13 protein-coding genes are annotated in these 14121 nt (G+C 71.5%); 11 read left to right on the forward strand and 2 right to left on the reverse strand.

Going from position 1 to position 14121, the window contains the following annotated elements; genetic code table 11:
- Positions 1-43 precede the first annotated feature (43 nt).
- Positions 44-949 carry an alpha/beta fold hydrolase gene (locus tag AC067N_RS29140; RefSeq protein WP_478681867.1) on the forward strand — a complete coding sequence of 302 codons (906 nt, stop codon included), beginning with the start codon at positions 44-46 and terminating at the stop codon, positions 947-949.
- Here the strand turns inward: AC067N_RS29140 and AC067N_RS29145 are convergent.
- Entirely contained in the window at positions 907-2526 is a 1620-nt protein-coding gene (locus AC067N_RS29145) for an acyl-CoA synthetase (protein WP_478681868.1), read from the reverse strand. The genes AC067N_RS29140 and AC067N_RS29145 overlap by 43 nt on opposite strands.
- A gap of 213 nt (positions 2527-2739) precedes the next feature.
- On the opposite strand from AC067N_RS29145, the gene AC067N_RS29150 reads away from it, so the two are divergent.
- The 5 genes from AC067N_RS29150 to AC067N_RS29170 all read left to right on the forward strand — a co-directional run bounded on the left by AC067N_RS29150 (position 2740) and on the right by AC067N_RS29170 (position 7152).
- Positions 2740-3540, forward strand: coding sequence for a crotonase/enoyl-CoA hydratase family protein (locus tag AC067N_RS29150; protein ID WP_478681869.1), 801 nt, complete (start codon positions 2740-2742; stop codon positions 3538-3540).
- Between the two features lie 130 nt (positions 3541-3670).
- Entirely contained in the window at positions 3671-4612 is a 942-nt protein-coding gene (locus tag AC067N_RS29155) for a Zn-ribbon domain-containing OB-fold protein (RefSeq protein WP_478681870.1), read from the forward strand.
- Positions 4609-5658 (forward strand): thiolase domain-containing protein, encoded by a 1050-nt coding sequence (locus AC067N_RS29160; protein ID WP_478681871.1) that lies wholly within the window; start codon positions 4609-4611, stop codon positions 5656-5658. The genes AC067N_RS29155 and AC067N_RS29160 overlap by 4 nt, the downstream gene beginning before the upstream one ends.
- Positions 5655-6821 carry a thiolase domain-containing protein gene (locus AC067N_RS29165; protein WP_478681872.1) on the forward strand — a complete coding sequence of 389 codons (1167 nt, stop codon included), beginning with the start codon at positions 5655-5657 and terminating at the stop codon, positions 6819-6821. The genes AC067N_RS29160 and AC067N_RS29165 overlap by 4 nt, the downstream gene beginning before the upstream one ends.
- A gap of 82 nt (positions 6822-6903) precedes the next feature.
- The gene (locus AC067N_RS29170) at positions 6904-7152 is read left to right on the forward strand and encodes a DUF397 domain-containing protein (RefSeq protein ID WP_159765505.1); all 249 of its coding nucleotides are present in this window, start codon (positions 6904-6906) and stop codon (positions 7150-7152) included.
- A 100-nt stretch (positions 7153-7252) separates the two neighbouring features.
- On the opposite strand, the gene AC067N_RS29175 is transcribed toward AC067N_RS29170, so the two are convergent.
- Positions 7253-8251, reverse strand: a complete 999-nt coding sequence (locus AC067N_RS29175) for a glycosyltransferase family 2 protein (protein WP_478681873.1) — start codon at positions 8249-8251, stop codon at positions 7253-7255.
- Between the two features lie 93 nt (positions 8252-8344).
- Between AC067N_RS29175 and AC067N_RS29180 the strand changes: the two genes are divergently transcribed.
- From AC067N_RS29180 to AC067N_RS29200, 5 genes are all read left to right on the forward strand, one after another.
- Complete coding sequence (locus AC067N_RS29180) at positions 8345-8815, forward strand: GtrA family protein (protein ID WP_478681874.1); 471 nt, start codon at positions 8345-8347, stop codon at positions 8813-8815.
- A gap of 37 nt (positions 8816-8852) precedes the next feature.
- Complete coding sequence (locus AC067N_RS29185) at positions 8853-10295, forward strand: hypothetical protein (protein ID WP_478681875.1); 1443 nt, start codon at positions 8853-8855, stop codon at positions 10293-10295.
- 120 nt (positions 10296-10415) lie between these two features.
- Complete coding sequence (locus AC067N_RS29190) at positions 10416-11021, forward strand: CGNR zinc finger domain-containing protein (protein ID WP_478681876.1); 606 nt, start codon at positions 10416-10418, stop codon at positions 11019-11021.
- Between the two features lie 77 nt (positions 11022-11098).
- Positions 11099-11596, forward strand: a complete 498-nt coding sequence (locus AC067N_RS29195) for a hypothetical protein (RefSeq protein WP_478681877.1) — start codon at positions 11099-11101, stop codon at positions 11594-11596.
- Positions 11597-11690: 94 nt separating this feature from the next.
- Positions 11691-14075: a glycoside hydrolase family 95 protein gene (locus AC067N_RS29200; protein ID WP_478681878.1), complete on the forward strand. Its 2385-nt coding sequence runs from the start codon at positions 11691-11693 to the stop codon at positions 14073-14075.
- Positions 14076-14121: the final 46 nt, after the last annotated feature.

Here is a 14121-nt window from a genome sequence, read left to right on the forward strand (position 1 = left end):
AACTCCGTTGCGCCGCACCGCCCCGGCCAGCAAGATCGGCTCCATGCCACGCCTCACCGCCCCCGACGGAACCGAACTCGCCTACCACCTGCGCGGCGAGGGAGATCCGCTGATCGTCCTCCCCGGCGGCCCCATGCGCGCCTCCGCGTACCTCGGCGACCTGGGCGGACTCGCCGCCCACCGCCGCCTCGTCCTGCTGGACCTGCGCGGCACGGGCGACTCGGCGATCCCGGAGGACCCGGCGACGTACCGGTGCGACCGGCAGGTCGACGACGTGGAGGCCCTGAGGGCACATCTCGGCCTGGAGCGCGTGGACGTCCTCGGCCACTCGGCCGGCGGCAATCTCGCCGTGCTGTACGCGGCCCGGCACCCCGAGAGGGTGTCCCGCCTGGCGCTGATCACCGCCACCCCCTGGGCGGTGGGCCTGCCGGTGACCGTCGAGGACCGGCTCGCGGCGGCCCGCCTCCGCGAGGACGAGCCGTGGTTCGCCGAGGCGTACCCGCACTTCGAGGCAGCCTGGACCGGGCGAGGCCCCTTCGACGACGAGATGATGCCCTTCTTCTACGGTCGCTGGGACGCCGCGGCCGAGGCCCACACGGCCGCCGAGGTGGCGCAGACCAACGAGGACGCCGCCGACGCCTACGGCTCCGCCGGCGCGTACGACCCCGAGGCCACCCGAGCCGCCCTCGACGCGCTCACCGCGCCCGTCCTCTACCTCGGCGGCGCACTGGACACCGGCCCGACCCCGCAGCTCGTCCGCACCGCCGCCGAACTCTTCCCCGAGGGGGAGTACGCGATCCAGCCCGGCGCCGGGCACTTCCCCTGGCTCGACGACCCGGAGTGGTTCGTACGCCGTGTCACCACCTTCCTCGCCGGGGGCGGCGCGTCTTTCGGGGCCGGGACCGCTCAGCCGTCCGCCGACACCGCCACCGACCGCGCCCACCGGTAGTCCGCCTTGCCACTGGGGGAGCGCTGGATGGTGTCGGTGAGGACGAGCCGCCGGGGGATCTTGTACCCGGCGAGACGGGCGCGGCAGTGGGTCTGGATCTCCTCCAGGGTCGGGCGGGCCGCGCCCTCGCGCAGCTGGACGACGGCCGCCACACGGTTGCCCCAGCGGGCGTCCGGCACCCCGGCGACGAGCGCGTCGTACACATCGGGGTGGGCCTTGAGCGCCTGCTCGACCTCCTCCGGGTACACCTTCTCGCCGCCGGTGTTGATGCACTGCGAACCCCGGCCGAGGACGGTGACCACGCCGTCCTCGTCGACGGTCGCCATGTCGCCGAGGAGCACCCAGCGCTCACCGTCCTTCTCGAAGAAGGTCTCGGCGGTCTTCCGCGGGTCGTTGTAGTAGCCGAGGGGGACATGCCCGCGCTGGGCGACGCGGCCCGGCACACCGACCGGGACCGGCTCGTGCGTGGCGGGGTCCACCACCTGGGTGCGGGCGTGCACCCGGATCCGGAAGCCGTCGCCCGCCCCCGAGTCGTCGGTCGCCGTGCCGTTGAAGCCGGACTCCGACGAGCCGAAGTTGTTCAGCAGCATCGCGTTGGGCACCAGGGCCTGGAACTGCTGCCGCACGGTCTCCGACATGATCGCGCCGGACGAGGACACACTGAACAGCGACGAACAGTCCGTGCCCTTCATCGGGCCGTTCAGCGCGTCGATCAGCGGGCGCAGCATCGCGTCGCCCACCAGGGACACACTGGTGACCTTCTCCCGCTCGATCGTCCGCAGCACCTCCTCCGGCACGAACTTGCGGTGGGTCACGACCCGTTGGCCGAAGTTGAATCCGATGAACGCCGTCAGCGTCGACGTACCGTGCATCAGCGGGGCGGTGGGGAAGAAGGTGATCCCGTCACCGCCGGCCGCGACCCGCTCGGCCAGCTCCTCCGGTGCCTTCACCGGCTCGCCGGTCGGGGCACCGCCGCCCAAGCCCGAGAAGAACAGGTCCTCCTGACGCCACATCACGCCCTTGGGCATGCCCGTCGTGCCGCCGGTGTAGATGATGAACAGGTCGTCGCCCGAGCGGGCCGGAAAGCCCCGCCCGGCGGACCCGGAGGCCTCGGCCTCGGCGAACTCCACCACGGGCGGTTCGGGCGCGTCCGGCGCGGGGGTCCCCACCCGCACCAGATGCCGCAGCCTCTCCGCCCGCGGTACGGCCCTCGCCACGCGCCCGGTGAACTCCGCGTCGAACACCAGACCCGCCAGATCCGCATCCCGGTAGAGGTAGACCAACTCCTCTTCGACATACCGGTAGTTGACATTGACCGGCACGAGCCGCGCCTTGAGACAGCCCAGGGCGGTCTGGAGGTACTCGATGCCGTTGTAGAGATGCAGACCCACGTGTTCGCCGGGCCGTAGCCCGCTGTCCAGCAGATGGTGACCGATGCGGTTCGCCGCCGCGTCCAGCTCCGCATAGCCGAGCCGTCGGTCCGCGCCCGAACCGGGGATGTCGAGATGGGCGAGCGCCGCCCGGTCGGGGACGACGTCGACGACCGACTCGAACAGGTCGGCAAGGTTGTACTCCACCGTGCTCCTCCTGACCCCGGGCGCGCCTGGCGGATGGCCGCCATCCGTCGGTTGCCGGTCATCAGAGCAAAGGGGGCGGTGACTGTGAAGGGCCCGCGCAGAAGAAATCTGACTGACTGTCAGAAAACTCTTGTACTGGCTCCTCGCCTCCTGCAACCTGTTCTCGTTCCGCAGATCGGAACCTGTTCTCGCCCTGCCCCACGGGAGGAAGCGATGGGTGGCACGGAACACCTCACCGTGCGGCGCGAAGGCGCCACACTGGTGCTCACGCTCAACCGGCCCGAGGCCAGGAACGCGCTCTCGCTGCCGATGCTCGTCGGCCTGTACGACGGCTGGGTGGCCGCCGACGAGGACGACGAGGTCCGCTCGATCGTCCTCACCGGCTCCGGCGGCTCCTTCTGCGCCGGGATGGACCTCAAGGCCCTCGCGGGCAAGGGCATGGCGGACCAGGGGTACCGGGACCGGCTCACGGCCGACCCCGACCTCCACTGGAAGGCGATGCTCCGCCACCACCGGCCCCGCAAACCCGTGATCGCCGCCGTCGAGGGCCACTGCGTCGCGGGCGGCACCGAGATCCTCCAGGGCACGGACATCCGTGTCGCGGGGGAGTCGGCCACGTTCGGCCTCTTCGAGGTGCGCCGCGGCCTCTTCCCGATCGGCGGCTCGACGGTCCGCCTCCAGCGGCAGATCCCCCGCACCCACGCGCTGGAGATGCTGCTCACCGGCCGCCCGTACACCGCCCGCGAGGCCGCCGCCATCGGACTGATCGGGCATGTCGTGCCGGACGGCGAGGCCCTGGCGAAGGCTCTGGAGACAGCCGAGCGCGTCAACGCGTGCGGCCCGCTCGCCGTGGAGGCGGTCAAGGCGTCCGTGTACGAGACGGCGGAGATGAGCGAGTCGGACGGCCTGGCCGCCGAGCTGAAACGGGGGTGGCCGGTCTTCGACACCGACGACGCGAAGGAAGGGGCGCGCGCCTTCGCCGAGAAACGGCCCCCCGTTTACAGGCGGGCGTGAGCGCTCCGCCGGCGGCGGCTCCCGGGCGGGGGACGTCCTCAGTTGCTCGCGCCCGGCGGTGGAGCCGCGTGGTGGCCCCGTCTCGCGCCCCTCTTCCGGGTCGCCCTCTTTCGAAGGAGTAACCCTGCCGATGTCCGCAGTCCTCAAGGCACCCCTGACCGTCGAGTTCCCCTTCACCCGCTCGCTCGGGCCCGTGCAGAGCGCCTTCCTCACCGGGCTGCGCGAACGCGTCGTCCTCGGCGTGCGCACCCGCGACGGCCGGACCCTCGTCCCGCCAGTCGAGTACGACCCCGTCACCGCCGAGGAGATCCGCGACCTCGTCGAGGTCGCGCCCACCGGCACCGTCACCACCTGGGCCTGGAACCACGCCCCACGTCGCGGGCAGCCCCTGGCCACCCCCTTCGCCTGGGTCCTCGTACGGCTCGACGGCGCCGACACCGCCCTCCTCCACGCCCTCGACGCCCCCGCCCCCGACGCCGTACGGACGGGCATGCGCGTACGCGTCCGATGGGCCGCGGAACGCTCCGGCGCCATCACCGACATCGCCTGCTTCGAGCCGTACGACGGGGAACCGGCCGAACCGACCGGCCACAGCGGCGAGTTCGTCGACGCGGTGACCGGCATCGTCGCCCCGGCCCGCCTCGACTACACCTACTCGCCCGGCCGCGCGGCCACCGGCTACATCCACGCCCTCGCCGAGCGCCGCACGGTGGGCGAGCGCTGCCCCGCGTGCCGCAAGGTGTACGTGCCGCCGAGGGGCGCCTGCCCCACCTGCGGCGTGGCCACCGCCGAGCGGGTGGAGGTCGGACCGGCCGGCACGGTCACCACGTTCTGCATCGTCAACATCAAGGCGAAGAACCTGGACATAGAAGTCCCGTACGTCTACGCCCACATCGCTCTGGACGGCGCCGACCTCGCCCTGCACGGCCGGATCGCCGGCATCCCCTACGACCGGGTGCGCATGGGGCTGCGCGTCGAACCCGTGTGGACGGAGGGCGCCCGCTACCCCGACCACTACCGGCCCACCGGCGAGCCGGACGCCGCGTACGACACGTACAAGGAGCTGCTGTGAACCGGGAGATCGCCGTCGTCGCCTTCGCCCAGACCGACCACCGGCGCACCAGCGACGAGTCCTCCGAGGTGGAGATGCTCATGCCGGTGCTGCACGAGGTGCTGGAACAGACCGGCCTGAAGACCGCCGACATCGGCTTCACCTGCTCAGGGTCCAGCGACTACCTCGCCGGCCGGGCCTTCTCCTTCACCCTCGCCCTCGACGGCGTCGGCGCCTGGCCGCCGATCTCCGAGTCGCACGTCGAGATGGACGGCGCGTGGGCGCTGTACGAGGCGTGGGTGAAACTCCGGACCGGGGACGCGGACACCGCGCTCGTCTACTCCTACGGCAAGTCCTCGCCCGGCTCGGTGCGCGACGTACTGACCCGGCAGCTCGACCCGTACTACGTGGCCCCGCTGTGGCCCGACTCCGTGGCCCTCGCCGCCCTCCAGGCCCAGGCGCTCATCGACGCGGGCCGCACCGACGAGCCGGCGCTCGCGGCGGTCGCGACCCGCAGCCGCGCGGACGCCCGCGACAACCCGCACGCCCAGCTGCGGGGTTCCGTTCCGCAGGGCGAGTACCTGGTACGGCCGCTGCGCACCGGGGACTGCCCGCCCATCGGCGACGGGGCCGCGGCCGTCATCCTCGCGGCGGGGGAGCGGGCCCGGGACCTGTGCGAGCGGCCCGCGTGGATCCGCGGCATCGACCACCGCGTCGAGGCCCACGGCATGGGCGTCCGCGATCTCACCGACTCACCCTCCACCCGTCTCGCCGCAGAGCGGGCCGGAGCCTTCGAACGCCCGCTGGACACCGCCGAGTTGCACGCACCGTTCAGCTCCCAGGAGGTCATCCTGCGCGAGGCACTGCGGCTCGACGACAGCGTGAGCGTCAACCCGTCGGGCGGCGCCCTCGCCGCGAACCCGGTGATGGCCGCCGGACTGATCCGCATCGGCGAGGCGGCCGCCCGCATCCACCGGGGCGAGTCCGACCGCGCCCTCGCCCACGCCACCTCCGGGCCCTGTCTGCAGCAGAACCTGGTCGCCGTACTCGAAGGGGATCCCCGATGAGCAAGGAGCCCGTGGCCGTCATAGGCGTCGGCCAGACCAAGCACGTCGCGGCCCGGCGGGATGTGTCCATCGCGGGCCTCGTCCGCGAGGCGGCGCAACGAGCCCTCGACGACGCCGAGTTGACATGGGCGGACATCGAGGCCGTCGTCATCGGCAAGGCGCCCGACTTCTTCGAGGGCGTCATGATGCCCGAGCTGTACCTCGCCGACGCGCTCGGCGCGGTGGGCAAACCCATGATGCGGGTGCACACGGCGGGTTCCGTCGGCGGATCGACCGCGCTGGTCGCCGCGAGCCTGGTCGCCGCCCGCGTCCACGGCACCGTCCTCACGCTGGCGTTCGAGAAGCAGTCCGAGTCCAACGCGATGTGGGGCCTGTCGCTGCCGATCCCGTTCCAGCAGCCGCTGCTGGCCGGCGCGGGGGGCTTCTTCGCCCCGCACGTCCGCGCGTACATGCGGCGCAGCGGCGCCCCCGACACCGTCGGCTCCCTCGTCGCGTACAAGAACCGCCGCAACGCGCTGAAGAACCCGTACGCCCACCTCCACGAGCACGACATCACGCTGGAGAAGGTCCAGGCCTCACCCATGCTGTGGGACCCCATCCGCTACTCGGAGACCTGCCCGTCCTCCGACGGTGCCTGCGCGATGGTCCTGACCGACCGGGCCGGGGCAGCCCGTGCGCCCCGGCCCGCCGCGTGGATGCACGGCGGGGCGATGCGCAGCGAGCCGACCCTGTTCGCGGGCAAGGACTGCGTGTCGCCGCGCGCCGGCCGCGACTGCGCGGCCGACGTGTACCGGCAGGCGGGCATCGCCGATCCGCGCCGCGATATCGACGCGGTGGAGATGTACGTGCCGTTCTCCTGGTACGAGCCGATGTGGCTGGAGAACCTCGGCTTCGCCGCCGAGGGGGAGGGCTGGAAGCTCACCGAGTCGGGCGTCACCGAACTGGACGGGGACCTCCCCGTCGACATGTCCGGCGGGGTGCTCTCCACCAACCCCATCGGCGCCTCCGGGATGATCCGCTTCGCCGAGGCGGCGCTCCAGGTACGCGGCCTCGCCGGAGAACACCAGGTCGACGGCGCCCGCCGGGTACTCGGACACGCCTACGGCGGCGGTTCGCAGTTCTTCGCGATGTGGCTGGTCGGCGCCGAGCCGCCCACCGCCTGAACCTCCTCCCCACGTGGCCTGTCCGCGGCGGGGACCGATCGCTAGTCTGGCGGGCGGACGACGAACCGGGAGGAGCACGGACGTGGCCGAGAGCACCATGCAGCAGCAGCGCCCCCTCGACGGCTGGCACAAGCCGGCGGAACTGGACCTGAGCAACGCGGACTGGCGGTCCAGCAGCCGAGGGCGGGGAGACGTCCAGATCGCCTTTGTCGAGGGCTTCATCGCCATGCGCAACAGCCGCCGCCCCGAGAGCCCTTCGCTGATCTTCACCCCCGCCGAGTGGGGAGCCTTCGTGTCGGGAGCCAGGGAGGGCGAGTTCGATCTGACCTGAGCGACGGGGCGGTCGCCGTCGGTGGGCTGCCCGGAGCGCCCACCGCCTTGCCCGCCGCCCGTGACGTCGAGCTCATGGCGCGCTGGTGGTCCGAGGCGGGTCAGGGGCCGCCGGGGGCGTTCCGGACGCCTACCCGGCCGGTGCCGACATGGTGTGTGGTGTAGCGCGCCGAGCGGGCCGGCGCCGCATACGCGAGGTGCACGAGCCGGGACTGTTCCTGCCGCATGTGCATCAGCGACTCGAGGATGTACCCGACGAGCAGGACGAGCGCCGCGATCGTCATGACCGCGGCGGCGAGGATCGCCGTGGGGATGCGCGGTACCGTGCCCGTGCGGACGAACTCGGCGATGACGGGGAGGCCGAGGACGACCGAGACGAGGGCCAGCAGCCCCGCGACCACGGTGTGGACGAGTGAGGGCCGCTCGCGCCGCGCCAGATCGAGGATCACCCGCAGGATGCGCCAGCCGTCCCGGAAGGTACGCAGTTTGCTCTCACTCCCGGCGGGCCTGACCCGGTAGTCCACCACCACCTCCGCCGTGGGGAGACGGAGATGGAGCGCGTGGATGGTCATCTCGGTCTCGGTCTCGAACTGGCGGGCCAGCGCCGGAAATGACTTCACGAAGCGCCGTGAGAAGACGCGGTAGCCGCTCAGCATGTCGGTCACGTCGTTGCCGAACAGGGACCGCACCACACCGGTGAGCAGTCTGTTGCCGACCGCGTGCCCCGCCCGGTAGGCGGCGCTGACCGTTTCCCGCCGTGCCCCGACCACCTGGTCGTACGGCCCCTCGAAGAGCAGGTCCACCAGGTCGCGCGCCCGCGACGCGTCGTAGGTGTCGTCACCGTCGATGATGAGCAGGGCGTCGGCGTCGACATCGGCGAAGGCGCGCCGGATGACATTGCCCTTTCCCTTGCGCGGTTCCTCCCGGACGATGGCGCCCGCCTCGCGGGCGACCTCCACCGTCCGGTCGGTCGAGGCGTTGTCGTACACATAGATGTCCGCCTCCGGCAGGGCGGCCCTCAGATCGCGCACCACCTTTCCCACGGCCGCCTCCTCGTTGTGACACGGCACGACACACGCGATCGTCGGAGGCACGGCCACTCCCTACCCGAATCGGCGACACATCAGGTAGGAAATCATGCGATATGGGCGCGTCCAGAGGGTGAGGGCGCGCCGTGTCACTACTCTCGCCGTGTGTCGGTCCTCGCGTCCGTGGCGCTGCGTGCGCGCGACGCCATCAGGGGTGTCTGGCGCGAGGTCACCAAGTTCGGGGTGGTCGGGGCGCTGTCCTTCGTCGTGGACAACGGCGGCTACAACCTGCTGGTGTTCGGGCTGCCCGGCGGCGCGGAGGGCGGAGTGATGCGCGCCGCACCCGTCCAGGCGTCCGTCCTCGCGACGGGTGCCGCCGCGCTCTTCAGCTGGGTGGGCAACCGCTACTGGACCTACCGCCACCGGCACCGCGACAAGATGGCTCAGGAACTGGCCCTCTTCCTGTTGGCGAACTGCGTCGGGGTCGCCATCACGGCGGGTACGGTCTACGCCTCGCGGCACCTGCTCGGACTGGAGTCGGTACTCAGCGACAACGTCGCGCGTGCCTTCGGCTGGGTTCTCGCCACCCTGTTCCGGTTCTTCGCCTACCGGCGCTACGTCTTCGTCGCGCCCTGATCATTACGGTTTCACCGACGCTGTTAGCATCCGCCGCATGGGACGAAATGTGCGGTTTCAGGGTGAAAAGCTCTGGCCCTGGGGGTTGGCCGCTGTCGCCGTGGCGTGTTGCCTGGGCACGACCATCGTGTTCGCCCCCGGGTATCTGAGTCCCGACAGCATCGATCAGCTCAGGCAGGCCATGGGCAGGACGCCGCTCACCGACTGGCACCCGCCCGTGCTGAGCCTGGTGTGGCGTGCCCTCATCGCCGTCACCGGTACGCCCTCGTCCATGGCCGTCCTCCAGTCCCTCGTCTTCTGGGGCGCCCTGTGGGTGGTGGCATGGTGTGTCTGGGACCTGACCGCGAGCCGCGCCGGTTCGCTCGCCGTCCTCGGCATCGGGCTGACTCCCCCCGTACTGACCTTCGTCGGCGTGGTCTGGAAGGACGTCCATGCCGCGGCCGCGCTGCTCGCCGCCTTCGCGGTGGCGTTCGTGGGACTGCGGCTGCGGGACCGCGGCACTTCCCCCGCGGTGCGCTGGGGTCTGTTCTGTGCGGGCGTGCTCTTTCTGGCCTACGCCATGCTCGTGCGCAAGAACGTGTTCCTCGCGGCGATCCCCCTCTTCGTCCTGCTCGTCCTCGCGCTGTGGCGCGCACCCGGGCGCCGCACCTGGGCCGTGTGCACGGCGGCACTCGTGTCCGCGCTCGTCCTGCCCACCGTCGCGATCTCCCGGCTCGCGCACCCCGTCGAGACGAGACAGGGCGCGCAGATCATGCTCGACGACCTGGTCCACGTACTGACCGTGGAGGAACTGCGGTCGGCGAACGTCTCGCCGGACCTCCGCAACCGCCTGGTGGCGGCCGCGGAGAAATGCCGCAGCGTCGGCGCGCTGTCGGACGCCTACTGGGCCTGCTACGAGCGCCGGGCGGACGGAATGGCCAGGGACGCGGACGCGATCACGTCCCTGTGGCTGAGCGAGATGAGCGGACACGTTCCCGGCTATCTCCAGTACCGGCTGCGGCTCTTCGCCGGCCTGCTCTTCGAGACCGGATACCCGTACCAGGCAGGGGTCTTCGGCAACGACCTCGGCATCGAAGTGGCCCACCCCCGACTGGAGGACACCCTCGACTCGTACGTCAGGGGGGCGGCCACTGATCTGCGGCCACTCTTCCGGGGGTGGTTCTGGCTCGCCGTCGCGCTCGTCCTCACCGTCCGTCCCGGCAGGGGACGGTTCTCCCCCTGCATCCGGGCGCTGGGCGTCAGCTCGGCGGCCTACGTGCTCGGATACCTGCCCATCATGCCGGCGACGAACTACCGCTACATCTACTGGCCGGCGCTCGCTTGCGCACTCGGTCTCCTGCTGCTCTTGCTGGACCGTCGGCCCACCGCACCCGCGTCGACCGGCTCGGGTGCCGCGCGAACCGGCTCCGCAGTCACCCTCGCAGGTGCCGGGCCGGCGCATCGGCCGTCGGACCCCGAAAGCCGGAGCGGGGCACGGTGAGATCACCCCGCCCCTCCCGCGCCCGACCGCCGCGAGAGACACGAACACCCGACCGCCGCACACAAAGGACGCGCACACCGACGCGATCTAATGGATGCCCGGTCGTTTATCATTAACTTCATGGAGCAGTCGATCAGTCGGGACGCGCGGCTAGCCCTGGACCTCGCCCTCACCGTGCGCCACGACGGCGACGGCGGTGTCGCCGACGACCTGGCCGAGCCCGCCGGACTGACCACCTGGGTCCGGGCCCACGCCGACCTCCTGCCGGACGCCGCCGGCTTCACCGCCGACGAGGCCGCGCTCGCCGCCGTCCGTGACCTCCGGGGCGCCGTCCGTGCCCTGTTCGCCCGCGCCGTCAGCCCCGACGAGCCCAGCTCCGCCGACGCCGCCCGACTGCTTCCCCTTCCCGAGGCCCTGGAGCGCCTCAACCGGGCCGCGGCCGAGACCCCGACCGTTCCGGTGCTGACCTGGTCGCCCAGCGCCGAGCCGGTCCTGCGCCAGGAACCCGCGACCGGCGGTGACCCGCTCACGGCCGTACTCGCCCGCGCCGTCATCGCCTTCCTCGCGAGCCCCGAACGTCGGCGGCTGCGGGCCTGCCACGCACCCCGCTGCGTGCGCTACTTCCTGAAGGAGCACCCGCGCCAGGAATGGTGCAAACCGGCCTGCGGCAACCGGGCCCGGGTGGCCCGCCACCACGAGCGCCACAAGGCGTCCGCCGGCCGGTGACGAGCGCCTTCGCCTCCGCTCCGGCAATCGCCTCGCCCAGCCGACACCGACCACCTTCGGACACGTACCATGGCGGCATGTCCTTCCTCCGCCGCCGCAGTGCCACCCCTGCCGGGCCCGAATTCGACGTACTGGCCATGGACCCGGGCGACTGGCCGGGCAATCTCGGCGCGGGTCTGCTGCCCGCGCCCGACGGAAGTTGCCAGGGCGTCTTCCTGCGCTACGACCTGTACGGCGGCCGTGGCCCCGCGATGATCATCGGCAACCTCCCGGAGGGCTCCCCGGCACGCGAGGTCGCCGAGGGTGAGGTCCCCTTCGAGGTGGCCCAGCTGCTGCTGGCCCTGGAGAACGAGGAGGACATCACCGTCGTCGGCTCCGAGGACATGCCGGTGATGCAGGGCGACAACCTCCTGATCGTCCGCCGTCTGAAGCTCTCCGAGTCCCGGATCTCCTGCGTCCAGTTCGACCGCAGCGACAACGTCCTGGTGACCATCGCCGCCTGGGACCGGCCCATCACCGACGATCTCTACGCACTGTTGAAGCCGCTCCCCGCGGAGCTGTTCCAGCAGGCCTGATCCCCTGAGTTTCCAGTGTCCCGCGGGCGTATCGTCCGCGGGTTCTGTCGTGCCCTCTTGTTGACTGAGTCGTCGGACCATTACGGTCCGACGTATGCCTCCTGAGATCTCTCGCAGAGCGACTCTGAAGACCGCCCTGGCGGGTGCAGCTGCGTTCAGCCTGGCCGCAGGGCCTCTGGTGCAGTCCGCAAACGCCGCTGATTCATCCGATGTATCAGGATCGGGGTTCGAGGTGTCGGCGGATGAGCGGCAGGCGCCCCTGACGCTGTGGTACACCGCGCCCGCCGCCGACTGGGAACGCGAGGCCCTGCCCATCGGCGGCGGCGCCCTCGGCGCCACGGTGTTCGGCACGCTCACGTCCGAGCGGCTCCAGTTCAACGAGAAGACCCTGTGGACCGGTGGCCCCGGCTCCGCCCAGGGCTACGACCACGGCAACTGGAGCGAGCCCCGCCCCGGCGCCATCGCCGCAATCCAGGACCGTATCGACGCCGAGACGAGCGTCGACCCGGAAGCCGTCACCGCGCGCCTCGGCCAGCGGCGCGTCGGCTACGGCCACCACCAGACCTTCGGAGACCTCCGCCTCGACCTGCCCGGAGCCCCCGAGACCGTCCCGGCCGACTACCGCCGCACCCTCGACCTGCGCGAGGCGGTGGCGACCGTGACGTACACGCACCGGCAACGGCGCCACGCACGGGAGTTCTTCGCCTCCCACCCGGACGGCGTGCTCGTCGGCCGCCTCACCGGAGGCGTCACCCTCACCGTGCGGTACACCTCACCCCGCTCCGACTTCACGACGACCGCCACCGGCGACCGGATCACCGTGCGCGGTGAACTCACCGACAACGGGCTGAGGTTCGAGGCGCAGATCCGTGTCGCCGTCACGGGCGGCACGCTCACCGCGAACCCGGACGGCACGCTCACCGTCACCGGCGCCGACAGCGTCTGGTTCGTCCTCGCCGCGGGCACCGACTACGCCGACACCTACCCGGACTACCGGGGCGAGGACCCGCACGCCACCGTCACCGGCACCGTCGACGACGCCTTCCACAAGGGGTACCGGAAGCTGCGGTCCCGCCATGTCCGCGACCACCGGGCCCTCTTCGACCGCGTGTCACTCGACATCGGCGGGGAAGCACCCCACGTCCCCACGAACGACCAACTGGCGGCCTACACCGGCGGCACGACCCCCGCCGACCGCGCCCTCGAAGCCCTGTACTTCCAGTACGGCCGCTACCTCCTCATCGCCTCCTCCCGCGCCGGCTCCCTGCCCGCCAACCTCCAGGGCGTCTGGAACAACAGCACCACACCACCCTGGTCGGCGGACTACCACACCAACATCAACATCCAGATGAACTACTGGCCCGCCGAGGCCGCCAACCTCGCCGAGACCACGGCCCCCTACGACCGCTTCGTCGAAGCACTGCGGGCACCCGGCCGGCGCACCGCGAAGGAGATGTTCGGCTCACGCGGCTGGGTCGTCCACAACGAGACCAACCCGTACGGCTTCACCGGCGTGCACGACTGGGCGACCGCCTTCTGGTTCCCCGAGGCCGCCGCCTGGCTCACCCAGCAGATGTACGAGCACTACCGCTTCGGCGGCTCCACCCGCTATCTGCGCACCACCGCGTACCCGGTGATGAAGGAGGTCGCCGAGTTCTGGCTGGACAACCTGCGCACCGACCCCCGCGACGGCACCCTCGTCGTCACGCCCGGCTACTCCCCGGAACACGGCGACTTCACGGCGGGCGCGGCCATGTCCCAGCAGATCGTGCACGACCTGTTCACCAACACCCTCGAAGCCGCCCGCGTCCTCGACGACAGCCCCGCCTTCCGCCGGCAACTCGCCGATACACTCGACCGGCTGGACCCCGGTCTCCGGATCGGTTCCTGGGGCCAGCTCCAGGAGTGGAAGGCCGACCTCGACGACCCCGAAGACGACCACCGCCATGTCTCCCACCTGTTCGCCCTCCACCCCGGCCGCCAGATCGAACCCGGCAGCCAGTGGGCCGAGGCGGCGAAGGTCTCGCTCACCGCACGCGGAGACGGCGGCACCGGCTGGTCCAAGGCATGGAAGATCAACTTCTGGGCGCGGCTCCACGACGGCGACCACGCCCACAGGATGCTCGGCGAACAGCTCAAGTCCTCCACCCTGCCGAACCTCTGGGACACCCACCCCCCGTTCCAGATCGACGGCAACTTCGGCGCCACCTCCGGTGTCGTCGAGATGCTCCTCCAGAGCCAGCACGACGTGATCGAGATCCTGCCGGCCCTTCCCGCCGCCTGGCCCGACGGCTCCGTCCGCGGCCTGCGCGCCCGCGGCGGCGCCACCGTCGACGTCACCTGGTCCTCGGGCACCGCCTCCCGTATCGCCCTCACCACCTCCCGCACCCGCGAACTGACAGTCCGCAGCAGTCTGTTGAAGGACGGAGAGCTGACCTTCCGGGCCGTCGCGGGCCGGCGTCACATCTGGTCCCGGTAGCCGAACGGCGTCGGCCCCCGGCGGCGACCCACAGGTCACCGCCGGG

This window comes from Streptomyces sp. NPDC042364 (assembly GCF_056437585.1).